The sequence below is a fragment of the Mesorhizobium sp. LNJC391B00 genome (genome assembly GCF_000502535.1).
Taxonomy (GTDB): Bacteria; Pseudomonadota; Alphaproteobacteria; order Rhizobiales; family Rhizobiaceae; genus Mesorhizobium.
In genome coordinates, this window is record NZ_AYWI01000010.1 from 1 (window position 1) to 21,338 (window position 21,338).

Genomic DNA, 21,338 nt, shown 5'->3' on the forward strand with positions numbered 1-21,338 from the left:
AGCGCCGCGGCGAAGGCCTCGGCCAGCGCGTCCTCGGCGCCGGCCACGTCGCGGGTGCGCGCCGCTAGCCAGGCGACCAGCTTGCCGTAACTCTGCCGGGCGGCCGCTTCGGCCGCCGCCCGCGCGATCTCCGGGCGATTGTCCATCACGGTGTCATTTCTTGGGCATGTAGTCGGCCATTTCCCAGATCGGCCGCAACTCGACCGTGCCGGCGCTCGCCGCCGGACAGCGCGCCGCCCAGTCGATGGCGGTATCGATATCGGCCGCCTCGATCATGTAGAAGCCGGCAAGCTGCTCCTTGGTGTCGGCATAGGGGCCGTCGATCACGTTGGTCTTGCCGTCTGTGATTCGCACCGAGGTGGTCGCCTGGGTTGGGCGCAACCGTTCGCCGGCGAGCCATGCGCCGGATTTCTTCAACGCTTCGGTATAGGCGGCATATGCTGCGCTCATCTGCTGAGCCTTCTCGATTGGCGTGTTCGCCTGCGCGGCTTCGTCGCTGTTGATCAAAAGCATGTATCGCATGGGTCTTCTCCCGTGGTTTCGAAGGCCGCGTCCTAGCGGGGCCAGACGTATGTCGCGCGGCGGCGGCCGATTTCGACGGGCTTCAGAAAAAACTTTCGCCTCCGCCAGGAGATTTCGCAAGGACCAGATGTTCCTCCGTCTGCTGGCGGATGACCGGCAGCGGACTGGCCGTGGCTCCGCACAGCACTATCCTCGGTCGTTGGCGGGCACGTCACACGAGGCATGGGAGAAGAGAATGGAACTCGTGACCCACAAGAAATTCAAGAACGGCCGGTTGATGCCATGGGGCAAAGGCACGGTCGTCAGCGGTGCGAAAGGCACCGTCTATCTCTGCGGCAACACCGCGACATCGGCTGACTACGATCCGGCCGGCAAGAAGGGTGGCGGCTTCGCTGGCGATGCCGCGGCGCAGTGGCGGGAAGTTCTCGGCAACATCAAATCGGATCTGGAAGAACTTGGCAGCGGGCTCGACCATCTCATCAGGCTGACCTTTTTCGTCAAAGGGCCATTTCCCGACGGCGGCGTCCTCAGCTCGCCTAATTTTCGTCTCGACGTGCCGGACGCGTTTTTCGCCGAGCATTGTCCGAAGCATTGTAGCGACAACAATCCGCCGCCTTCGGAGGTAATCGGCGTCGCAGCGCTTGCCCAGGCAGACATCGTCATCGAGATCGTCGCCGTCGCGGCGCTGCCGGACTGAGGCGCGAACGAACAGGCCGGCCTTGCGCGACGTCGCCGTTGCGACCGAAGCGCGCCGGCACGAGCGGCGCCGCCGCGCCGGTGCGGGTTTTGCACCAGGCCTCGGCCTTGCCCAGTGAGCGCCCGGCGACGAGCAGGATCAGGCGTGGCTCGCTCTCCAGCAATTGCACGATGCGGCCGCCGAAAATGCCATAGCCGCCAACGACCAGAAGCCTCATCGCCGCTCTTTTTGCGTATGTCGTTTTCCCCAGAACCGAGGTCAGTTTTGGGTGACATGCGACTAGCCGATCATGCGCGCACGTATCGCGGCGGACGGGATCTCGCAACTGTCCTTGCGGCCGAACATGGCGTAGCGGTTTTTGGCGATGCGTTCGTAGAGCCAGTCACGCAAGGGGCGCGGGATGAGCAGCAGCGCTTTCGCCGCCCGCCACGGCCAGCCGAGTTCGGCCATCACCGCGATGAAACTGTCCAGCCGCATGAAGGGAGCGCCGCCGACAAGGACCAGATTGGTCTCGTAGCTGTCGGTGCGCAGCCCGTATCTCTGGAACAGCGCCTCGCCGAAGGGCGACTGCGCCGTGGCGAAGCGGAAGCGGTTTTTGCGGTCGAGCCCGACCACCGTGCGTACGAAGCCCGAGCACAGCACGCAGACGCCGTCGAAAACGATCAATGGCTGGCTGGCATCGAAGGGTTCAGGAGAAGAAGTCACGGGACGTCCGGCAGCTTGTGTCTTCAGACACTAAGCCCGCCGGCAGCGGGATCAAAGTCGCGGCGTTGTCGCACGGCTTCTCGCGGCCAGCGCGGGGCGCTCGGCGCGATAGGTGGTTGCGCGGGGATCGGCCTCCGGTCTGCAGATCCGGCTGTCGTGACGCGTTTCGAATGTCATGATCAATGCGCGCCGAGCGAACTGCCGCGACGGGCGCAGGCCGGACCCGGGCCGCGCATGTAGTAGCGCTCCGGTCGATAGGTCGGCGCGATGAACTCGCGGATGGCGGCGGCATAGCCGGCGATGTGGCCCCAGAATTTCATTTTACTCAAGTCCCTGTCCCGATTTTCGGATGTCCCGTCCGATTGCGGGGATCATAGCGTCGAGGCGTGAATAGTCGGTGAACACGATGTTAATCTTTGGTCGAAAACCCCATGCTTCGTGGCCGGAATGCGGCTGTTTGGGGGTCTTTCGGTGTGGTTCGTCGCCATTTCCGGCATTGTGACTTTTGCATCACATATGTTTCGTCTGGATGTCGCTTGAGCGCGGTTCTGTTTCAGATTTGGCGAGCCTCTCGAAATTTCCATGCTCGCTGCCGAAATGCCCCTGGTTGCGCGCCCGGAACCGGAACGGGCCTTGCCCGTTCTCGCTTTAACCGCATCGCGCAGGAGTTCGCCATGGCACCTCGCCCCGCCTGGAAGGGCTATCTGAAACTGTCGCTGGTCACCTGCGCTGTCGAACTGACCAACGTCGTCACCCACGCCGAAAAAGTTTCGTTCCGGGTGCTCAACCGCAAGACCGGCAACACGGTCAAGCGCATCTATGTCGATTCTGAAACCGGCAAGCCGCTGGGCGATGGCGACGAGATCAGGGGCTATGAGGTGAGCCCCGGTGAGTTCGTCCATATCGAGGACGAAGAGATCGAAGCGGTGCAGATCGAGTCCTCGCACACGATGGCGCTGGACGGCTTCGTCGACAAAGCCTCGATAGAGCAGATCTATCTCGACACGCCCTATTATGTCACGCCCGCCGACAAGGTGTCGGAGGAGGCCTTTGCCGTCATCCGCGATGCCATGGCGGACAAGAAGATGGCCGGGCTGGCGCGCGTCGTGCTCTATAGCCGCGAGCGGCCCGTGGTCATCGAGCCGCGCGGCAAAGGCATGGTGCTGACCACCTTGCGCTACGGCAACACGGTGCGGGAGCCGGAGAGCATCTTCGGCGACATCAAGGCGGTGAAGACCGACCAGGAGATGACCGATATGGCCGAACGCATCATCGACAAGAAGAAGGGGAAGTTCGATCCGTCGACATTCGAGGACAAGTTTGAGGACGCGCTGCTCGAACTGATCCGCGCCAAGAAGGCCGGAAAGAAGGCTCCGAAAGCGCAGGCCGCGCCCAAGCCGTCCAATGTCGTCAATCTGTTCGACGCGCTGAAGAAGAGCCTGTCCGATGGCGGCCAGGCGGAAGTCTCGGCGAAGAAGGCCAAGCCGGCGGCAAAAAGCGGCAAGGCGAAAGCTTCTGCGCCCAAGCGCAAGTCGGCTTGAGGGTCGGCGCCGTGGCCAGCCTCGAACAATATCAGTCCAAGCGCGATTTCAAGAAGACGGCCGAGCCGGGGGGCAAGGTCGCGCGCGGCAAGCAGCCCGGCGGCATCTTCGTCGTCCAGAAGCACGACGCGACCAGGCTGCACTATGATTTCCGCCTCGAGCATGAGGGCGTGTTGTGGAGCTGGGCGGTGACGCGAGGCCCGAGCCTCGACCCGCACGAAAAGCGGCTGGCCGTGCATGTCGAGGACCACCCGATCGACTATGCCGGCTTCGAGGGCACCATTCCCAAGGGCGAGTATGGCGGCGGCACCGTCATCGTCTGGGACGAAGGCACATGGACGCCAGAGATCGACCCCGCCAAGGCGATGAAGAAGGGCCATATCGACTTCGAACTCAACGGCCAGAAGCTGAATGGGCGGTGGCATCTGGTCAGGTTAAGACCCCGCCCTGGCGAAAAGCGCGACAACTGGCTGCTGATCAAATCCGACGATGCCGCCGCCCGCCCCGGCGAGGATATCCTGAAGGACGCACCGAAATCGGTGAAGTCCGGCCTGACCATCGAAGAGGTCGCGGAAGGCAAGACCGCCGACGGCAAGAAGCCGAAGGTCTGGCACTCCAACAAGCCTGCGGCATCCAGCAAGGCGAAAGCCGGCAAGCGCCTCGACTTCGTCGAGCCGCAACTGGCGACGCTGGAGCGCGAGGCGCCGCCCGGCGAGGACTGGCTGCATGAGGTCAAATTCGACGGCTACCGCATGCAGGCGCAGATCGCCGGCACGGAGGTGCGGCTGCTGACCCGCACCGGCCTCGACTGGACGGAGAAATTCGGCCCTGAGATCGTCGCGGAACTGGCCCAGCTGAAATGCAGCGACGCCATCATCGACGGCGAGATCGTCGTGCTCGCCGACAGCGGCGTTTCGTCTTTCTCGCTGCTTCAGCAGGATCTCTCCGCCAATCGAACCGACCGCTTCACCTACTATGTGTTCGACCTTATGCGGCTTGACGGCAACGATTTGCGCCGCGAGCCGCTGGTCGAGCGCAAGCAGGCGCTGCAGGAGCTGCTCGGCGAGACGGCCGAAAATGCCCCCGTCCGCTTCAGCGACCATTTCGCCGAGCCCGGCAAGATCATGCTGCAGCACGCCTGCCGCATGGGCCTTGAAGGCATCGTCTCCAAGCGCGCCGATGCGCCCTACCGCAGCGGCCGTGGCCCAAGCTGGGTGAAGTCGAAATGCACGGCCCGCCAGGAATTCGTCATCGGCGGGTATCTGCCCTCGGACAAGACCGGCCGCGGCCTGCGTTCGCTGCTGGTCGGCTACCACGAGGGCGGCAAGCTCCACTATGCCGGCCGCGTCGGCACGGGCTTCACAGCCAGGAGCGCCACCGATTTGAAGAAAAAACTCGATGCGCTGAAGGCAGACGCCTCGCCGTTTGCCGCCGCGGTGCCAAAGGGCAAGGGTTTGGTCTGGGTCAGGCCCGAACTTGTCGGCGAAGTGGAGTTCCGCAGCTGGACCTCGGACCGTATAATACGCCACGCGTCGTTCCAGGGACTGCGCGAGGACAAGCCGGCGGAGGAAGTCGTGCAGGAAAAGCCATCGAAGGCGGCAAACAAGGCAAAGCCGGCGGCAGGCGGCGCCGGCAAGGCCGCCGGGGCTAAGGCGCCCGCGACGATCACGACCAGCGTAAAACTATCCCATCCTGACAAGCTGCTGTGGCCCGAGGAAAAAATATCCAAGCAGGACTTGCTCGAACACTACGCGCTGGTCTGGCCGCGCATGGAGCAGTTCATCGTCAACCGGCCGCTCAGCCTGGTCAGGGCGCCGGATGGCATCGGCGGTCCGCGCTTCTTCCAGAAACATGCTTCGGCCGGCATGAGCGACAAGATTGCCCGCATGAAGGACCCGACCGATGGCGAGGAAATCCTGTTCATCCGCGATTTCGACGGCCTTGCCGCTCTGGTCCAGTACGGCGTGGTCGAGGTCCACATCTGGGGCTGCAAGATCGATGAGCTGGAAAAGCCGGATCAGATCATCTTCGATCTCGATCCCGACGAAGGCGTCGACGTCAAGGCGGTGCGCGAGGCCGCGCTCGACATCAGAGGCAAGCTCGACGATCTGTCGCTGCCGAATTTCGTCAAGCCGTCAGGCGGCAAGGGCTATCACGTGCTGGTGCCGCTGAAGCCGTCGGCGGATTGGGAGGCGGTCAAAACCTTCTCGCATGATTTCGCCAAGGCGCTGGAGCAGGCCGCGCCCGACCGCTACACGGCGACGCTGTCGAAAAAGGCGCGCACCGGAAAAATCTTCGTCGACTATCTGCGCAATGGCAGGGGCTCGACCACCGTCGCGCCCTACTCTTCCCGCGCCAAGAAGGGCGCGACGGTCTCGGTACCGGTGACGTGGGCGGAGGTTGAGAAGGGGCTAGCGCCGAATTCCTTCCCGATCGGCGACAAGACGACGCTGAAGGAATTGGAGAAGGCCGATCCGTGGGCGGATTTCTTCGAGCAGGCGAAGGTGCTGAAGCGGGGGTGAGCGTCGCGCGCCTCACCTGCTACGCAAGCGTTCCGTCACACCCCCCTCTGTCCTCAAGGGGGGAGATTGGCAGCTTCGAGGCGCAGCTCACCTTTACGATGTTCGAGATTGGCGAAAGCTGTTGAGCGCGTAATCTCCCCCCTTGAGGGGGAGATGGCCGGCAGGCCAGAGGGGGGGTGCTGTTCCCGCCAGCGTCGCCCAATTAGCGCTGCCGAACCTCTACGCCAAAAACACCCGCTCGAACGCCTGCTTCCCCGGCGGTGAAAACACCACCGCGCGGCTGTCCTTCTCCCGCCTTGCCCATTTCTCCGCCAGGATCTTGTCCAGAATAGCCGCGCCCAGCGTTCCCGCAAGGTGCGAGCGGCGCACGCTCCAGTCGAGGCAGGCGCGGCAGACCGGCCGGCGCGGCTTGGCGCCGACGTCGATGCCGATGGCCGAAAAATGCGAGGCTGCTGCTGGCCCCAGCCTCATCTCATTGTCGTCGCGCAACAGGATGCCGCGCGCGACGAGGCGGTCGAGCATCGCCACCGCATGTTCGCCGGCGAGGTGGTCGTAGCAGACACGGGCGACGCGCATGGCGCCGTCGCGCGGGCCGGGCCGCACCCGCTTGGGGCCGACCGCTTCGGCCACCCCGGTGATCGCCTCGATCATGCCGGCCACCTGCGGCCCTGCGAGGCCGTAATAGCGATGCCGTCCCTGGCTGGCCAAAGTTAAAAGCCCGCCCTCCATCAGTTTCGACAGATGCGAGGACGCGGTGGGCAGCGACACGCCGGCCTCCAGCGCCAGTTCGCTGGCCGTCAAAGCCGTGCCGCCCATCAGCGCATTCAGCATGTTTGCCCGCGCCGGATCGCCGACCAGGCTGGCGATGCGGGCAATGTCGGGTCCTTCACGCATAGTTAGGTCTCCATCGAAGCATTCTCGTCAGATAAGCATTATTGTCGGGCGGGATCAAGGAGAACGCCGATGCCAACCGCTTCCGCCCCACTCGCCAGCCGCCGGCCTTTTCCATTCGTCACCTGGCTGCAACGGCGGCTGCTCGCCCGCTGGTACGACCGCCACCTGCAGCGGCTCGGCCTCGCGGAGATCGACGACCATCTGCTGCGCGATCTCGGCCTGACCCGTGAGGATGTGCGCCGCGAATGCGCAAAATCCTTCTGGCAGGCCTGACCGCCAGCACGTTTGCCTAGCAGACCCGGCAGCACAACGTTTCGAAGCCGCTCGAACTATCCACGCAGAAAACCCGGAGATCACGATGACCATCACCTGCTTCATCCGCTATGAGATCGACCCGTTCGGCAAGCCGGCCTTCGAGCAATATGCCAAGGCCTGGGGCCAGGCGATCCCGCGCTGCGGCGCCGATCTGATCGGCTACTACGCCCCGCATGAGGGCTCGGCCACCACGGCCTACGCCGCCTACAACATCGACAGCCTCGCTGCCTACGAGGCCTACCGCGCTCGTCTGGCCGCCGATCCGGCGGGCAAGGCCAATTACGAATTCGCCCGCCGCGAAAAGTTCATCTTGAAAGAGGACCGCATCTTCCTGAAGCTGGTGTCGGGGCCGCATGGACCGCGGCAGCTGTTCCAGACCGCGGTCAAGGAGGAGATATGATCGCTGTCATCTTCGAGGTGCAACCGGCTGAGGGAAAGCGCGATGCCTATCTCGGCATCGCTGCCGAACTGCGGCCGCTGCTCGACGGCATAGACGGTTTCATCTCGATCGAGCGCTTCCAGAGCCTGGGCGACCGGAACCGCGTCCTGTCGCTGTCCTTCTGGCGCGACGAGGAAGCGGTGAAAGCCTGGCGCAATACGGAAGAGCATCGGCAGGCGCAGCATGCGGGCCGCGGCGGAATATTTGCCGGCTACCGGCTGCGCATTGCGCATGTGGTGCGGGACTATGGCCTGACGGAGCGGGATGAAGCGCCGGCGGACAGCAGGGCGGTGAATTGTGACTAGGTATCGGCGTCGCGCCAGGCCCCCTCATCCGGCCGCTTCGCGGCCACCTTCTCCCCGCTGGGGAGAAGAGACTGGCGCAGGCGTCGAAAATCTCCTCTCCCCTCGGGGAGAGGTCAGCCGAGCGTAGCGGAGGCTGGGTGAGGGGGCGCTTGGCGCTCACGCATTCCCGATCAGCACCCCGGCCGCAAACACCAGCGCCCCACCCAGCACCACCTGAAACGCCGCGCGCAGAAACGGGGTTTGCATGTAGCGGTTCTGGACGAAGGCGATTGCCCACAGTTCGAAGAAAACCACCACGGCCGCCACCGCCGTCGCCGTCCAGAAATGCGGGATGATGTAAGGCAGCGCGTGGCCCAGCCCACCCAGCGTCGTCATGATGCCGACGGTGAGGCCGCGCTTGATCGGCGAGCCACGCCCTGACAATTTGCCGTCGTCGGAAGCGACCTCGGTAAAGCCCATCGAAATGCCGGCGCCGATCGAGGCGGCGAGGCCCACCAGCAGCGTCTGCCAGGTGTCGTGCGTGGCAAACGCCGCGGCAAAGATCGGCGCCAGCGTCGACACCGAGCCGTCCATCAGCCCGGCAAGCCCGGGCTGCACATAGGTCAGGATGAACTGGCGTTGCTCGGCGCTGGCTTCCTCGTCCTTCACCTCGCCCGGCACAAGTTTCTGCTCCAGCCGATGCGCCGAATTCTCATGGCTTTGCTCGGCCGCGGCCAGGTCGCCGAGCAGTTTCCGGGTCGAGGCATCGCCGGTGCGCTTGGCCGCCTCGACATAGAAGCGATAGGCCTGCCGCTCCATCTCTTCGGCTTGGCGCCGCACATGCTCGATGCCGAGCGGCCGCACCAGCCAGTCGGGCTTGCGCTCGTAATAGCCTTTCACGTGCTCGCGGCGCAGCAGCGGAATGCGCTCGCCGAAACGCTTGCGGTAAAGCTCGATCAGGGAATCACGATGGCCGTCCTCCTCCTCCGCCATCGCCTCGAACACTTTCGCCGATTGCGGAAAACTGTCCGCCAGCCCGTCGGCATAGGCGCGGTAGATGCGCCCGTCATCCTCTTCGGATGAAATTGCCAGGGCCAGGATCTCCTGTTCCGACAGCGTTTCGAAAGGACGGCGGCCGAAACCGAAGACACGGGAAAGCATGAGAAATTCACCCCAGTTTAGAACAATTCTAAACTAGGCGCTGCAGTCTCCGCGGTCAATCACCAGTCAAGAAATGTTGAAGCGCCGGATTGCAACGCGCCCTTCATTATCGGCAAATGTTCGCCTATATCGGTCGCGATACGCAAGCGAAAGGCATGAGCAAGATGACGGCAAAGCCGCACGACCACTTCGATCCGAAACCCGTCCTCGATCTGATCGCCAGCATCGAGGCCGATTTGCAACGGCTGAAAGGCCTGGTCGAACAGCAGGTCGAAAAATTCGACCCCGCCAATCCGCACAACAAGGCGCCCGACGGCAAGCTGACCGAGGAGGGCGTCGAATGCTGCTACCGCCTGTTCGACGAAGGCAAGTCGCGCTACTCGGTCGCCCAGCAGATGAAGATCTCGTTTGCCGCCGCGACGCACCGGTTCAATTCCTGGCGCAAGGCGGGCGGCCCGAAGCGTCAAAGGGCGTTGCTGGGATAATTGGCGAAAGCCAAGGCGGAACCCGATCTCCCCCCTCGTGGGGGAGATGGCCGGCAGGCCAGAGGGGGCGCTGTCCCGCCGACCTTTCCCTGCCTAAAGCCCAGCACCGGCACGGTTCAGGATGCGCCTCCAAGCCCAGCCGCAATCACAATATGCTGGCAGACATTGTCGACGTCGCGGATGACGTCGTCATTCCAGAACCGCAGGACGGTCCAGCCATCTTGTTCGAGGTGCGATGTCCGCGTTTCATCACCGGCAGCCGCGCCGGCGTCCGCATGCTGGGAGCCATCGACTTCGATGACCAGCTTCTTCTCCGGGCAAGCGAAATCGACGATGTAGGCGGCAATCGGAAATTGTCGCCGGAAGCCAAGCCCCATAGCCGGTGGGCACGAAGTTCGTTCCAGAGCTTGAGTTCGGCTGGCGTCAGGACTTTGCGCATCGATCTGGCGTTTGCGCGATGTCGAGGCGTGTGCGGCATTACGATGCTCGGTGGTTGCCGAGGCTTGCGCTCTATGGCGCCCCCCTCTGTCCTGCCGGACATCTCCCCCACTTGGGGGGAGATTGGCTGTACTTCCTACGGCGTCAGTTCAATCTCTTCCGTCTCGCCGCCATTGCAGGTGTAGCAGCAATCCTCGCATTTTTCCTTGTTGTTGGGGCCGACGCCCCAATAGGTTCCCTCGTCGCCGTCGACCCAGGCGCCGTAGCAGATGGACTCGCCTTCGTCGCAGGACACCGGGATCTGCTTGGTCTCGCCATCGTCGAGATAGAAATCCTTGTCATTGCCCGGCCAGACATAGTCGCGGTCCTGGCTGTAGAGCTCGAGGCGCATGGCGTTGGGATGGCTGTTCTTGACGGCGAAGGTGATGTCGGCGGCGTGAGCGGCCGGCGCAAACAGCGCGGCAAGCGAGAGCGCGACGACGACGCGGCGCAGACAAGTGAAAGACATGGTGTTTCCCCCGAGGCAAATCGGCCCCCCGGCCGAGGGAATCAGCATCGCATGATGGCGGCGGAGATTGAAGGGCGGGGCGTGACTGATTTTGGGGGGATTGGTGGAGGGCGGAACGGCTGATCTCCCCCCTCGTGGGGGAGATGCCTGGCAAGGCAGAGGGGGNCCCCCCTCTGTCCTGCCGGACATCTCCCCCACGAGGGGGGAGATCAGCAGCTTCGGCGCCCCGCCCCTCACTCCACCAGATCGATCGTCTCCGTCGTCTTCTCCACGCAGATGAAACAGCACGTATCGCATGGCTGGTCATTATCCGGCCCGACCCCGGCGGAGACCGCATCATTGCCATTCACCCAGGCGCCATAGCAGATGTTTTCGCCCTGAGAGCACGAGATCGGCACCGATTTCTGCGAGCTGGGCTCGATCAGAAACACCTGGTCGCCGCCCGGCCACGACATCTTGCGGTCCCGGCTGAACAGCTCCACCGCGACCGCCTGCTTGCGCAGGTTCTTGACGAAGAACGCCATATCGGCGGCGTGGGTTGGGGTGGCGAGGAGAAGGGCGGCAAGGGTGAGGCGGAGCATGATGGGATCCCGAATCGGAGATGCGAGGGTCGCACGCCGCGAGGGCCGGGCCTAGAGCCACGGCTAGGCAAGTCCCCCTCACCCGGATTGCCAGCCGAATTGCGAAAGGCAATTCGGGGCAATCCGACCTCTCCCCGAGGGGAGAGGAGCTCGCTCGGCGCTGGTGCTCGCCTCTTCTCCCCAGCGGGGAGAAGGTGGCCGCGAAGCGGCCGGATGAGGGGGCGGCCTCGTGATACCCTACGCCCCCTACTGCCCCACTTCACATGCGGCGCCAGCCGCCGGATCGCGTCAATCACCTCGGCGACTTCAGCAACGTCCATATCCAGCCGACAAACGTCAGCACCAGGAACGGATAGCCAGCGGCGGGCAGCGGCGCCGAGGTCGGCAGCAAGGGCGCGCCCCACAGCACCATGGCCACCGTCACGACAAACAGGATGGCGCGCCGGGGAGCCGCATCCACAGCGCAAAGGTTGTTCGACGCGCCGACCAAGCCGAGCGCGGCCGCCCACAGCGAGATGCCGCCGACATAGGCGGGAACGCTGGCCTCCAGCCCCGCCGCATTGCCGGCCAAAAGCAAGCTTTCGCCGGCGAGGAAGGTGAGGAACCCGGCCGCGACGCAATCATTGCCCAGCCGCTGGTATTTCATGGTGAGCAGAGCGGCGGCGACCACGAGCGCTGCGCCATCGATCGCCCACAGCGTTTCGCGCAGCGGCGCGCTGGCGACGAAAGTGCCGGCCAGGCCGAAGGCGCCCCGATGGCGAGGCGGACCGCGGCGACGGTGTCGAGGGTGGTGCGCATTTGGTGTTTCCCCCAAGCCGGGAGGATACGTCAAGGTGGAGCATTGGTGGAAGGGCAGCACCGGTGGCAACGGGACCGTTGAGATTCCAGCATGCCAGTAGGCGCCAGCGGTCCTAAAGACGCTGTGTGGATTTGCGCCCCTGTGGACAACATGTGGAAATGATTCCGTTTGCTGATTCATACCGGTGATGCCAATCGTGATTTCCTGACATGATTGCCTATTTTCTCCATTCATGACATAAACAGAATCGAGATGGCAGGACGACGGTGATGAAGCTACGTGACCATGAAAAGGCAGCGGTTTTCTCGATTTTGGTTCGCCAGCTCGAGGCGCAGGAATTGAAGGCTGCGGCAGACAGGGAAATCGCCGCCGCCAACGAGCGCGTGGCTGCCGCTCAAGCCATCATGGCAAATGTTCGACCGGCTTTGGGAGTCTTCGGGTTCGATACTAGTGCCGGGAAATTGTGGGACATCGTTAAAGAGGCGATTGGTGCCGAGCGCTATAACGCGGCCTTCGAAGTTGCGAAGGGTGAACAAAATGGAAGCCAAACGGATGCCTCAAGCGAAAGCCACCTAAGCAACAAGACTGAGGAGACGGCTAAGGGCGAGGGCTCCAGCCACAGCCGAAATGTGGATGAATCACATACGCCGAAGATTAAAGACATTGTTCTGGAGCGCTTGCGGCAGGCCGGTGACGCGGGCGCCCGCGCATCCGAGATCAAAGAGTTCGTCTCGGCGCAGGGTATCGAAATGCATGAGAAGACAGTCGGCATGACTCTCTACCGGCTGTCCAACGAGGGTTCGGTGCGCCGAAAAGGAAGAACTTGGGTCTTCATTCCTGAATTGGAGAGAGACGATAGAGGACTGGTAGCTGAGGGTACCTCGGAACCGTCTTCCTCAGCCACCTCGTTTTTCGAATAAGGAGGCTGGCATGCAACCCTTCATAACTTGCCTTGCCGATCAACGCCGTGAGAGCGGCGACATTCCATGAACACAGAACTGGAAAATCTACCTAACGAGGGAAAGCATGGGTTTCTGTGAAAGCGCCTGTGCAATCAATGTCAGTAGAGCTTGGCCCGCCCAAGCGGACGCGGCTTTCGCGAGTACGTCAAATTTGCCTTCAGCACTGTCTTCCAAGACGACGAAAACACCGCCGTCGCCGCCGAGATCGTCAAGGGCTTGGTCTTCAAAGGTCACCCGGGAAATTTCGGTAAGCCATAGTGTCCGGTGATTGTCCAACTGAATCGAAAGGTCTTCATCCATGGCCGTACCCCTAGTTCTTCATCCTGCCGTTCGCGAACGGCGCGAGGCTCGAATGTCAGCGACCGCTCTTGCCGAGTATTTGATTTTGCAACCAGACGGGCAAGAGACAATCCTGCATGACTCGCGATTTTCCCGGCCGCCGATTGTCACGGCGAACGGCGATGCGATGCGAGCGCTACGAGCATACAATTGCGATCCCCGCCGCGACACAATCGCGCTCGATAGGGTTAAGGAAGCGTTAAACCAAAGGGCGGCGGGATGGGACGTAAAGCCAAAAACCCGAGACGAAGCTTTGCGCTGCATCGAATCAATAGACTTGTTCCTGCGGCATGAAAACGCCTTTGGGATGAGGGCCATGGCGCTAAGCCAACCTTCGCAATTTGATGCCATAGATATCGAGGGTGTTTTGGTTTCTGTCCGGCCAGATTTTTTGGTGAGTGGTGGGCGCGACCGCATAGGTGCTGGGCTGTTGCGCGTCGCAAAGGCCCCCGACCCGGATGGATGCAAGCTTGACGAAACCAAGCGCAGGCGTGGCGAGCATCGGCGTGAAATGGCCCGGTACATGGTTGCTCTGCTGCAAATGCTCTTGGAAGCCCAGAACGGGAAGATGGGCGTTCCCGACCGCGACCTTTGCTTTGTCGCCGATGTCCGCCTAGGGGAGCGCATCGGCCCAGCCACAGACCACGCAATTCGGCTCAGGTCTATTCGCGGAGCCTGTCGACAGATCGCCAAGCTATGGCCGACGATTACACCGCGTCCTGGTGTTCTGAGGAAATAGCGATTCCCCCCGGGGTGGGATCCGCTGCCTTGGGCAGCTCCCACCCGGATTTGCGCTCACATCGACCCACTGGGTCGATGCGTCCGGCCAAGGCCGGCCGCTCAATCCCCCATCTTCAAGGCCTGGATAAACGCCTCCTGCGGAATATCGACCTTCCCGAACTGGCGCATCCGCTTCTTGCCCTCTTTCTGCTTGTCCAGCAGCTTGCGTTTGCGCGAGACGTCGCCGCCGTAGCACTTCGCGGTGACGTCCTTGCGCAGCGCCGAGATGGTTTCGCGGGCGATGACCTTGCCGCCGATCGCGGCCTGGATCGGGATCTTGAACAAATGGTTCGGGATCAGCTCCTTGAGCTTCTCGCACATCTGGCGGCCGCGCTTTTCCGCGGCCGTGCGGTGGACAAGCATGGACAGCGCGTCGACCGGCTCCTCATTGACCAGGATCGACATCTTCACCAAATCGCCTTCCTTGTAGTCGGTCAGATGATAGTCGAACGAAGCGTAGCCCTTGGAGATCGACTTCAGCCGGTCATAAAAGTCGAAGACGACTTCGTTGAGCGGCAGATCGTAGATCAGCATGGCGCGCTTGCCGACATAGGACAGGTCGGCCTGGATGCCGCGCCGGTCCTGGCAGAGTTTCAAAATGCCGCCGAGATAGTCGTCGGGCGTCAGGATGGTGGCGCGAATCCACGGCTCCTCGATCGCTGAGATTTTCACCACGTCGGGCATGTCGGCGGGGTTGTGCAACTCCTTAACCGAGCCGTCATTGAGCAGCAGCCGGTAGACGACGCTCGGCGCCGTGGCAATGAGGTCGAGGTTGAACTCGCGCTCCAACCGCTCCTGGATGATTTCGAGATGCAAAAGGCCGAGGAAGCCGCAGCGATAGCCGAAGCCGAGCGCGGCACTGGTCTCCATTTCGTAGGAGAAGCTGGCGTCGTTGAGGCGCAATTTGCCGACGGCGGCGCGCAGATCCTCGAAATCGGCGGCGTCGACCGGGAACAGGCCGCAAAACACCACCGGCTGCGCCGGCTTGAAGCCGGGCAAAGCATGCGCGGTCTGGCGCTTGTCCTCGGTGATGGTGTCGCCGACGCGGGTGTCGGCCACTTCCTTGATCGAGCCGGTGAAGAAGCCGAACTCGCCGGGGCCGAGCTCGTCGACATTGATGCGGGCCGGCGTGAACACGCCGGTGCGCTCGACCAGATGCTTTGCGCCGGTGCCCATCATGCGGATGGTCGCACCCTTTTTCAGCACGCCGTCGATGATGCGCACCAGCACGATGACGCCGAGATAGGCGTCGTACCAGCTGTCGACCAGCATGGCTTTCAGCGGTGCCGAGGCATCGCCCTCGCGCGGCGGCGGCAATTGGTGGACGATGGCCTCCAGCACATCCGGAATGCCCAGGCCGGTCTTGGCCGAGATCAGCACGGCGTTGGAGGCGTCGATGCCGATGACTTCCTCGACCTGCTCGCGGATGCGTTCGGGCTCGGCGGCCGGCAGGTCGACCTTGTTCAGCACCACGACGATCTCGTGATTGTTGTCGATCGCCTGGTAGACATTGGCGAGCGTCTGCGCCTCGACGCCCTGGGAAGCATCGACGACCAGCAGCGAGCCTTCGCAGGCGGCGAGCGAGCGCGACACTTCATAGGCGAAGTCGACATGGCCGGGCGTGTCGATCAGGTTGAGGATATAGTCCTCGCCATTGTTGGCGCGGTATTTCAGCCGCACCGTCTGCGCCTTGATGGTGATGCCGCGCTCGCGCTCGATGTCCATCGAGTCCAGCACCTGCTCCTTCATGTCGCGCAGCTCCAGCCCGCCGGTGGACTGGATCAGCCGGTCGGCAAGCGTGGATTTGCCATGGTCGATATGGGCGACGATGGAGAAATTGCGGATGTGGTCGAGAGGCGTGCTCATGATGGGGCGGCTTTAGCAGGGGCGGGTTGCAGGGGCAAGCGGGGTGGCGGTGCCCTTGCCTTCTCCCCTTGTGGGAGAAGGTGGATCGGCGCGCAGCGCCGAGACGGATGAGGGGTGTTCCAGCTTGACGCCGGCGTTCTTTCACCGCCATGGCTGCAAACTGACATCCCTTACATAAGCGATTATCGTGGTGCAGACGCTGTCCATGTCTTTCAGGACATCGTCGTTCCAAAAGCGCAACACACGAAAGCCTCTCGCCTCCAGTTCCGTTCTACGGGCCTGGTCTGACTCTGAGTCCGCATGCTGACTCCCATCGATCTCGATGATGAGGAGTGATTCAAGACAAGCGAAATCGGCGACGTATTTTCCAACAGGAACCTTGGCGCCGAAATTTGATCCGATCGAGCCTGCGGTCACGTAGTTCGTGCCACAGTTTGTCTTCCGCCTCCGTCATTTCACGTCGGAGCGAACGGGCAAAGTTTCGTTTGGCAGGAGCGACGGGCTGATGTGGCATGACGTTAGATTAACCAACGTCTCACTCCGCTGGAACACCCCTCATCCGTCTCGGCGCTTCGCGCCGATCCACCTTCTCCCACAAGGGGAGAAGGCAACGACGCCTTCCGCCCCCAATCACGAAGCGGTGAACCATGTAACGAAGCCTCGGGCAGCGGCGAAGTGTGGCATGAACCCGCCGCAACGGAGACCCCCGATGACTGGACTTAACCCAAAACGCGCCGGCATGCTGGCTGCCGCAGGTGCGGCGCTGATGATGCTTGGCGGCACCGCCTTCGCCCAGCCGCTCACCGTGGTCGAATTGTTCACCAGCCAGGGCTGTTCGTCCTGCCCGCCGGCCAATGCCAATCTGATCAAGGTCAAGGACGAGCCGGGCGTTCTGGCGCTGTCGTTCAACGTTACCTACTGGGACTATCTCGGCTGGAAGGACATTTTCGGCCGCGAGGAGTTCACCCAGCGCCAGGTGCGCTATGAGCCGTCGCTCGGCCGCTCCGGCCCGTTCACGCCGCAGGTCGTGGTCAATGGCGGTGCCGATGCGGTGGGTGCAGCGCCCGGCGAGATCGAGCAGCTGATTTCCGCGAGCGGTCATACGAACGGGCCGACGCTGTCGCTCGACGGCGGCAAGATCAGCATCGGCGCCGGTTCCGCGCCGGCCGGCCGCGCCGATGTCTGGCTGGTCCGCTACAACAAGGGCGTCGTCGAAGTGCCGGTGGCGCGCGGCGAGAACACCGGCCGCACGCTGCCGCATGCCAATGTCGTGCACTCGCTGGAGAAACTCGGCAGCTGGAGCGGCGACGCCACCACACTGCCGCTGCCGGCGGCAAGCGGCGGGCTGAGCACCGCGGTGCTGGTGCAGTCGCCGGGTGGTGGGCCGATCCTGGCTGCAGCCGCCGACTGATTCTTTTTCTACGCAACGCCGCTAGCGCGGCATAACCGGGCTCGCATCCGCGCGCCCTCTTCAAGGAGGAAATACCATCATGACCAAGACCCTGACCGCGCTCGCCCTTGCGCTTTCGATGACCGGCTTCGCCGCCGGCGCCCGTGCCGACGAAGCGACCAACGCCATGAAGCCGGCGATGGCCACCGATGCGATGAAGCCCGAGACCGATGCCATGGCGCCGGCGACCGGTGCCATGAAGCCCGCCGACCCAATGGCGACGAATGCAATGAAACCCGCCACCGACGCCATGAAGCCGGTTGATGCGATGAAGCCCGCAACGGATGCGATGAAGCCGGCGGACGCCATGGCGCCCGCGCAATAAGGCTTGGTCCCATGGCCCGGCCGCACAATGGCCGGGCCGGCGCACGGCAATTTGAGAAACCAGGCGGGACGTTCTGTCGTATAGTCTTCGCCACCATCAAGGAGATCAGACATGACCGGCATTGCAAGGACGAGAACGCCGATCTTCAAGAGCGCGCTTGCCGCGCTCATCGTCGCCGCCGCGGCGGCTGCCTTCTGGCAGAGCCCGGCGCGTTCGGCCGAGGACGCGGTGGTGATCCCGCCGCCGGCAGTGGACGAGAAGGCCGCCAGCGGCAGCGAGAAGGCTATCTTCGCCGGCGGCTGCTTCTGGGGCGTGCAGGGCGTGTTCCAGCACGTCAAGGGCGTGACCAAGGCCGTCTCCGGCTACACCGGCGGCGCCAAGGATGACGCCGTCTACGAAACGGTGGGCAGCGGCCGCACCGGCCACGCCGAATCGGTCGAGATCACCTACGATCCGTCCAAGGTGACCTACGGCCAGCTGCTGCAGGTCTATTTCTCGGTCGCCCACAACCCGACGCAGTTGAACTTCCAGGGCCCCGACTCGGGCACCCAGTACCGCTCGACCATCTTTGCCGAGAACGATGCGCAGCAGAAGATCGCCCAGAGCTACATCGCCCAGCTCGACCAGGCGAAGGTGTTTGCCAAGCCCATCGTCACCACGCTGGAGACGGGCAAAACCTTCTATCCGGCCGAGGAATATCACCAGGACTTTTTGACGCTGAACCCGACCTACCCCTACATCGTCTACAACGACCTGCCCAAGGTGGCGAATTTGAAGTCGCTGTTCCCGGGGTTGTACAGCGAGAAACCGGTGCTGGTGCTGGCGGGGAAGAGCTGAGGGGCGATAGGACTTGGCCGGACGCAGAGAGCGGCGACGCCCTACCTGAGACGCCAGCGGGACAGCACCCCCCTCTGCCCTTCCGGGCATCTCCCCCTCATGCGGGGAGATTGGCAGCGTCGCTGACGGTGCTCATCTTGCAAGGTTGGCGAAGGCCGCAGTGAGGAGCTGATCTCCCCCCTTGAGGGGGAGATGGCCGGCAGGCCAGAGGGGGGTGCCTCGCGCAAACCGCGATTAGAGAGCCCTTCAATCATACGTCAGATCCGTCGCCTTGCCCCCAAACACCCGATACGCATAGAACGAATAGAAGATGATCACCGGCAGCACGACCACCGTGCCGGCGAGGATGATGGCCAGGCTTTCCGTCGCCGACGCCGCCTGCCAGATGGTCAGCCTCTCGGGCACCACGAAGGGGTAGAACGACCAGGCAAGCCCGGCAAAGCCGAGCGCGAAGATGGCGGCGAGCGTCAGGAACGGCCGCAGCGCGTGGCGATCGTCGGGCTTGGGCAGGTGGAAGGTCTGCCGCCACAGCCACAGGAACAGCAGCGCCGACAGGATCGGCAGCGGCGACAGATAGAGCATTTCGGGCCAGACGAACCATTTGGCGAAGATGCGCGGACTGGCAAATGGGGTCGCCAGCGACACCGCCGCCATGCCGAGCGCGGTCAGCACCAGGGCCGTGCGCAGCCAGGCCACCGCCTTCCTCTGCAATTCGCCCTCGGTCTTGTAGATGACCCAGGCCGCGCCCATCGCTGCATAGGCCGCCGACAGGCAGAGCGCCACCAGCGCCCCGAAAGCGATGCCGCCAAAGCCGACATCGAGGCCAAGCACATAGACGCCGAGCATATAGCCTTGCGCCAGCGAGGCGATGACGGAACCGAGGAAGAAAATGCGGTTCCAGCGGTGCTTCTTGCCGGCGGGCACCTTGGCGCGGAAATCGAAGGCGACGCCGCGCAGGATGAGGCCAACCAAAAGCACGAAGACCGGAATGTAGAGCGCGGTGAGGATGACGCCATGCGCCAGCGGAAAGGCGACCAGGAGCAGGCCGACGGCCAGCACCAGCCAGGTCTCGTTGGCATCCCAGAACGGGCCTATTGCCGCGATCATGGTGTCCTGCTCGGCATCTTCGGCGACCGAGAACAGGATGCCGATGCCGAGATCGAAACCGTCGAGAATGACGTAGATCAGGATGGCGAGGCCCATCAGGCCGGCGAAGATCAGGGGCAGCGCGGTTGGCCAGTCGAAGCTCATCGGTCTGTCATCCCTCTCATCAACGGTTCTGCCCTTCGCTATTGCTCCGGGCGTTCGTCATTCGAAAAGCCAAATCGTTGGCTTTTCGTCCGCTACGCGGACCATTCCTCACTCCGCTGCGGCCGGTTGCGACATCGCCGTCTTCATGACGCCCGGCAGCGGCGAGGTATCGCCGTCCTTGGCGGCCTTCAGCGCCAGGTGCACCAGCACGCCAAGATAGGCGATCAGCAGCAGCACATAGAGGAGGAGATAGATGGCGAGCGTCAGCGCGACATGGCTGCCGGCGACCGGGCCGATAGCGTCGGCGGTTTTCAGCACGCCGGTGACCAGCCAGGGCTGGCGGCCGATTTCGGTGGTGTACCAGCCGGCCAGCGTCGCCAGCCAGCCCGACAGCGCCATCGGCACCATCAGCATGGCCAGCGGCCTCGGCAGGCTGTGGCGGCGCTTGAGGAAGAAGGTCGCCGACCACGAGACGATGAGCATCAAAATGCCGGCGCCGACCATGATGCGGAAGCCCCAGAACACCGGGAACACCGGCGGGTGCAGGCCGGGATAGTCGTTGAGCCCCGGCACGATACCGCTGGTGGCGTGGCGCAGCACCAGGCTGGCGCCGTCGGGAATGGCGATCTCGAATTTGTTTTCCTTCGCCGCCTCGTCGGGCAGCGCAAACAGCACCAGCGGCACGTTGGGGCCGGTGTTCCAGTTCGCCTCCATGGCGGCGATCTTCTGCGGCTGGTGCTCCAGCGTATTCAGCCCGTGCTGGTCGCCGGCGAAGATCTGGATCGGGATCAGGATGGCGGCGGTGAAGACGCCGGTGCGCAGCGCCTTCCACATCGATTCCGACCGGTCGCCGGTGAGGTAGCGCAGCGCCGACAGGCCGGCGATCAGGAACGACACCGTCAGGCCGGAGGCAAGCAGCATATGCGTCAGACGGTAGGGCATGGACGGGTTGAAGACGATCGCCCACCAGTCGACGGGATGCGCCTTGCCGTCGATCATCTCGAAGCCGGCCGGCGTCTGCATCCAGGAGTTCAGCGCAATGATCCAGAAGGCTGACAGCGTGGTGCCGCCGGCGACCAATACCGTCGCCAGCGTGTGGACGCGGTTGGAGACGCGGCGGAACCCGAACAGCATGATGCCGAGGAAGGCCGCTTCGAGGAAGAAGGCGGTGAGGATCTCGTAGGCAAGCAGCGGCCCGGCGATGTTGCCGACCTTTTCCATATAGCCCGGCCAGTTGGTGCCGAACTGGAAGCTCATGGTGACGCCGGAGACCACGCCCATGGCGAAGGACAGCGCGAACACTTTCACCCAGGTGAAATAAGCGCGCATCCAGGCGGAATCATTGGTGGCGTTGTAGCGGAGCTTGAAGAACAGCAGCACCCAGCCAAGCGCAATCGTGATGGTCGGAAACAGGATGTGGAACGAGATATTCGCCCCGAACTGCATTCGCGACAGGATGAGCGGGTCCATGCGGGCTCCGGCTGCTGTTTGTTGGCGCAGAATAGGCGGCGGATGCGGTCCGGTCAAAGCGGCTTGGCGTCACGCGGGGCGCGTTGTCGCAGCAGATGGGATCAAACCGTCAGCGCCCCGACACCCCCATGACGAAACGGCAAAAGGGGAACGTTTGTCCACAATTG

General features: G+C 63.3%; 27 protein-coding genes and 2 pseudogenes. 12 read left to right on the top strand and 17 right to left on the bottom strand.

Annotated features, from left to right (window positions below):
* Both X750_RS1000000167120 and X750_RS142750 read right to left on the bottom strand, forming a co-directional pair.
* Positions 1 to 146 (bottom strand): annotated as a pseudogene (locus X750_RS1000000167120) (RNA polymerase subunit sigma-70); the annotation flags it as partial.
* A 7-nt stretch (positions 147 to 153) separates the two neighbouring features.
* Entirely contained in the window at positions 154 to 522 is a 369-nt protein-coding gene (locus tag X750_RS142750; protein WP_023681239.1) for a YciI family protein, read from the bottom strand.
* A gap of 235 nt (positions 523 to 757) precedes the next feature.
* Here X750_RS142750 and X750_RS142745 point away from each other — a divergent pair, with 235 nt between their 5' ends.
* Positions 758 to 1,219 (top strand): RidA family protein, encoded by a 462-nt coding sequence (locus X750_RS142745; protein ID WP_023748230.1) that lies wholly within the window; start codon positions 758 to 760, stop codon positions 1,217 to 1,219.
* On the opposite strand, the gene X750_RS142740 is transcribed toward X750_RS142745, so the two are convergent.
* The 3 genes from X750_RS142740 to X750_RS1000000164940 all read right to left on the bottom strand — a co-directional run bounded on the left by X750_RS142740 (position 1,182) and on the right by X750_RS1000000164940 (position 2,253).
* A complete protein-coding gene (locus X750_RS142740) occupies positions 1,182 to 1,436 on the bottom strand; it encodes a hypothetical protein (protein WP_023703882.1) in 255 nt (84 codons plus the stop codon). The genes X750_RS142745 and X750_RS142740 overlap by 38 nt on opposite strands.
* A 62-nt stretch (positions 1,437 to 1,498) precedes the next feature.
* Positions 1,499 to 1,924 carry a DCC1-like thiol-disulfide oxidoreductase family protein gene (locus X750_RS142735; protein ID WP_031197023.1) on the bottom strand — a complete coding sequence of 142 codons (426 nt, stop codon included), beginning with the start codon at positions 1,922 to 1,924 and terminating at the stop codon, positions 1,499 to 1,501.
* A gap of 179 nt (positions 1,925 to 2,103) precedes the next feature.
* Positions 2,104 to 2,253, bottom strand: a complete 150-nt coding sequence (locus tag X750_RS1000000164940) for a hypothetical protein (RefSeq protein WP_196813601.1) — start codon at positions 2,251 to 2,253, stop codon at positions 2,104 to 2,106.
* 345 nt (positions 2,254 to 2,598) lie between these two features.
* Here X750_RS1000000164940 and X750_RS142730 point away from each other — a divergent pair, with 345 nt between their 5' ends.
* Positions 2,599 to 3,465 (top strand): Ku protein, encoded by an 867-nt coding sequence (locus tag X750_RS142730; protein ID WP_023748231.1) that lies wholly within the window; start codon positions 2,599 to 2,601, stop codon positions 3,463 to 3,465.
* Between the two features lie 11 nt (positions 3,466 to 3,476).
* Entirely contained in the window at positions 3,477 to 5,987 is a 2,511-nt protein-coding gene (gene ligD / locus X750_RS142725; protein ID WP_023687542.1) for a DNA ligase D, read from the top strand.
* A gap of 219 nt (positions 5,988 to 6,206) precedes the next feature.
* Here the strand turns inward: ligD and X750_RS142720 are convergent, their stop codons facing one another.
* The gene (locus tag X750_RS142720; RefSeq protein ID WP_023687541.1) at positions 6,207 to 6,881 is read right to left on the bottom strand and encodes a winged helix-turn-helix domain-containing protein; all 675 of its coding nucleotides are present in this window, start codon (positions 6,879 to 6,881) and stop codon (positions 6,207 to 6,209) included.
* Between the two features lie 69 nt (positions 6,882 to 6,950).
* Here X750_RS142720 and X750_RS142715 point away from each other — a divergent pair, with 69 nt between their 5' ends.
* From X750_RS142715 to X750_RS142705, 3 genes are all read left to right on the top strand, one after another.
* Entirely contained in the window at positions 6,951 to 7,154 is a 204-nt protein-coding gene (locus tag X750_RS142715; protein ID WP_023687540.1) for a DUF1127 domain-containing protein, read from the top strand.
* Positions 7,155 to 7,239: 85 nt separating this feature from the next.
* Entirely contained in the window at positions 7,240 to 7,596 is a 357-nt protein-coding gene (locus X750_RS142710) for an NIPSNAP family protein (RefSeq protein ID WP_023673248.1), read from the top strand.
* Positions 7,593 to 7,940, top strand: a complete 348-nt coding sequence (locus tag X750_RS142705) for an antibiotic biosynthesis monooxygenase (protein ID WP_023687539.1) — start codon at positions 7,593 to 7,595, stop codon at positions 7,938 to 7,940. The genes X750_RS142710 and X750_RS142705 overlap by 4 nt, the downstream gene beginning before the upstream one ends.
* Before the next feature lie 156 nt (positions 7,941 to 8,096).
* Here the strand turns inward: X750_RS142705 and mbfA are convergent, their stop codons facing one another.
* Positions 8,097 to 9,080 (bottom strand): iron exporter MbfA, encoded by a 984-nt coding sequence (gene mbfA / locus X750_RS142700; RefSeq protein ID WP_023681248.1) that lies wholly within the window; start codon positions 9,078 to 9,080, stop codon positions 8,097 to 8,099.
* A 164-nt stretch (positions 9,081 to 9,244) separates the two neighbouring features.
* On the opposite strand from mbfA, the gene X750_RS142695 reads away from it, so the two are divergent.
* Complete coding sequence (locus tag X750_RS142695; RefSeq protein WP_023681249.1) at positions 9,245 to 9,565, top strand: hypothetical protein; 321 nt, start codon at positions 9,245 to 9,247, stop codon at positions 9,563 to 9,565.
* A gap of 116 nt (positions 9,566 to 9,681) precedes the next feature.
* Here X750_RS142695 and X750_RS01000000163240 read toward each other — a convergent pair.
* From X750_RS01000000163240 to X750_RS1000000166520, 4 genes and pseudogenes are all read right to left on the bottom strand, one after another.
* A pseudogene (locus X750_RS01000000163240) lies at positions 9,682 to 10,043 on the bottom strand (endonuclease domain-containing protein).
* Between the two features lie 96 nt (positions 10,044 to 10,139).
* Positions 10,140 to 10,511 (bottom strand): hypothetical protein, encoded by a 372-nt coding sequence (locus tag X750_RS142690; RefSeq protein ID WP_023703874.1) that lies wholly within the window; start codon positions 10,509 to 10,511, stop codon positions 10,140 to 10,142.
* 233 nt (positions 10,512 to 10,744) lie between these two features.
* Entirely contained in the window at positions 10,745 to 11,092 is a 348-nt protein-coding gene (locus X750_RS142685) for a hypothetical protein (protein WP_031243274.1), read from the bottom strand.
* Positions 11,093 to 11,384: 292 nt separating this feature from the next.
* Positions 11,385 to 11,906, bottom strand: coding sequence for a hypothetical protein (locus tag X750_RS1000000166520; protein ID WP_245271901.1), 522 nt, complete (start codon positions 11,904 to 11,906; stop codon positions 11,385 to 11,387).
* 254 nt (positions 11,907 to 12,160) lie between these two features.
* Between X750_RS1000000166520 and X750_RS142680 the strand changes: the two genes are divergently transcribed.
* The gene (locus X750_RS142680) at positions 12,161 to 12,811 is read left to right on the top strand and encodes a hypothetical protein (protein WP_023748233.1); all 651 of its coding nucleotides are present in this window, start codon (positions 12,161 to 12,163) and stop codon (positions 12,809 to 12,811) included.
* Between the two features lie 87 nt (positions 12,812 to 12,898).
* Here X750_RS142680 and X750_RS142675 read toward each other — a convergent pair whose 3' ends face one another.
* On the bottom strand, positions 12,899 to 13,153 hold the full coding sequence (locus tag X750_RS142675) for a hypothetical protein (protein ID WP_023748234.1): 255 nt from the start codon (positions 13,151 to 13,153) through the stop codon (positions 12,899 to 12,901).
* A gap of 52 nt (positions 13,154 to 13,205) precedes the next feature.
* On the opposite strand from X750_RS142675, the gene X750_RS142670 reads away from it, so the two are divergent.
* Positions 13,206 to 13,931, top strand: a complete 726-nt coding sequence (locus tag X750_RS142670; protein ID WP_031243277.1) for a hypothetical protein — start codon at positions 13,206 to 13,208, stop codon at positions 13,929 to 13,931.
* Positions 13,932 to 14,032: 101 nt separating this feature from the next.
* Here the strand turns inward: X750_RS142670 and lepA are convergent, their stop codons facing one another.
* The 3 genes from lepA to X750_RS1000000167630 form a co-directional block, all read right to left on the bottom strand.
* Positions 14,033 to 15,838 carry a translation elongation factor 4 gene (gene lepA / locus X750_RS142665; RefSeq protein ID WP_023673259.1) on the bottom strand — a complete coding sequence of 602 codons (1,806 nt, stop codon included), beginning with the start codon at positions 15,836 to 15,838 and terminating at the stop codon, positions 14,033 to 14,035.
* 141 nt (positions 15,839 to 15,979) lie between these two features.
* Complete coding sequence (locus tag X750_RS01000000163250; RefSeq protein WP_348524487.1) at positions 15,980 to 16,255, bottom strand: endonuclease domain-containing protein; 276 nt, start codon at positions 16,253 to 16,255, stop codon at positions 15,980 to 15,982.
* Positions 16,176 to 16,352 (bottom strand): DUF559 domain-containing protein, encoded by a 177-nt coding sequence (locus X750_RS1000000167630; RefSeq protein WP_348524488.1) that lies wholly within the window; start codon positions 16,350 to 16,352, stop codon positions 16,176 to 16,178. Before X750_RS1000000167630 ends, X750_RS01000000163250 begins: the two co-directional genes overlap by 80 nt.
* A 195-nt stretch (positions 16,353 to 16,547) precedes the next feature.
* Between X750_RS1000000167630 and X750_RS142660 the strand changes: the two genes are divergently transcribed.
* From X750_RS142660 to msrA, 3 genes are all read left to right on the top strand, one after another.
* On the top strand, positions 16,548 to 17,249 hold the full coding sequence (locus X750_RS142660) for a DUF1223 domain-containing protein (RefSeq protein ID WP_023748236.1): 702 nt from the start codon (positions 16,548 to 16,550) through the stop codon (positions 17,247 to 17,249).
* Between the two features lie 79 nt (positions 17,250 to 17,328).
* A complete protein-coding gene (locus tag X750_RS142655; RefSeq protein WP_023748237.1) occupies positions 17,329 to 17,613 on the top strand; it encodes a hypothetical protein in 285 nt (94 codons plus the stop codon).
* Between the two features lie 111 nt (positions 17,614 to 17,724).
* Entirely contained in the window at positions 17,725 to 18,450 is a 726-nt protein-coding gene (gene msrA / locus X750_RS142650) for a peptide-methionine (S)-S-oxide reductase MsrA (RefSeq protein WP_023681259.1), read from the top strand.
* Positions 18,451 to 18,696: 246 nt separating this feature from the next.
* On the opposite strand, the gene X750_RS142645 is transcribed toward msrA, so the two are convergent.
* Together X750_RS142645 and X750_RS142640 are read right to left on the bottom strand one after the other, a co-directional pair.
* A complete protein-coding gene (locus tag X750_RS142645; RefSeq protein WP_023739830.1) occupies positions 18,697 to 19,701 on the bottom strand; it encodes a cytochrome d ubiquinol oxidase subunit II in 1,005 nt (334 codons plus the stop codon).
* A gap of 108 nt (positions 19,702 to 19,809) precedes the next feature.
* On the bottom strand, positions 19,810 to 21,171 hold the full coding sequence (locus X750_RS142640; RefSeq protein WP_023748238.1) for a cytochrome ubiquinol oxidase subunit I: 1,362 nt from the start codon (positions 21,169 to 21,171) through the stop codon (positions 19,810 to 19,812).
* Positions 21,172 to 21,338: the final 167 nt, after the last annotated feature.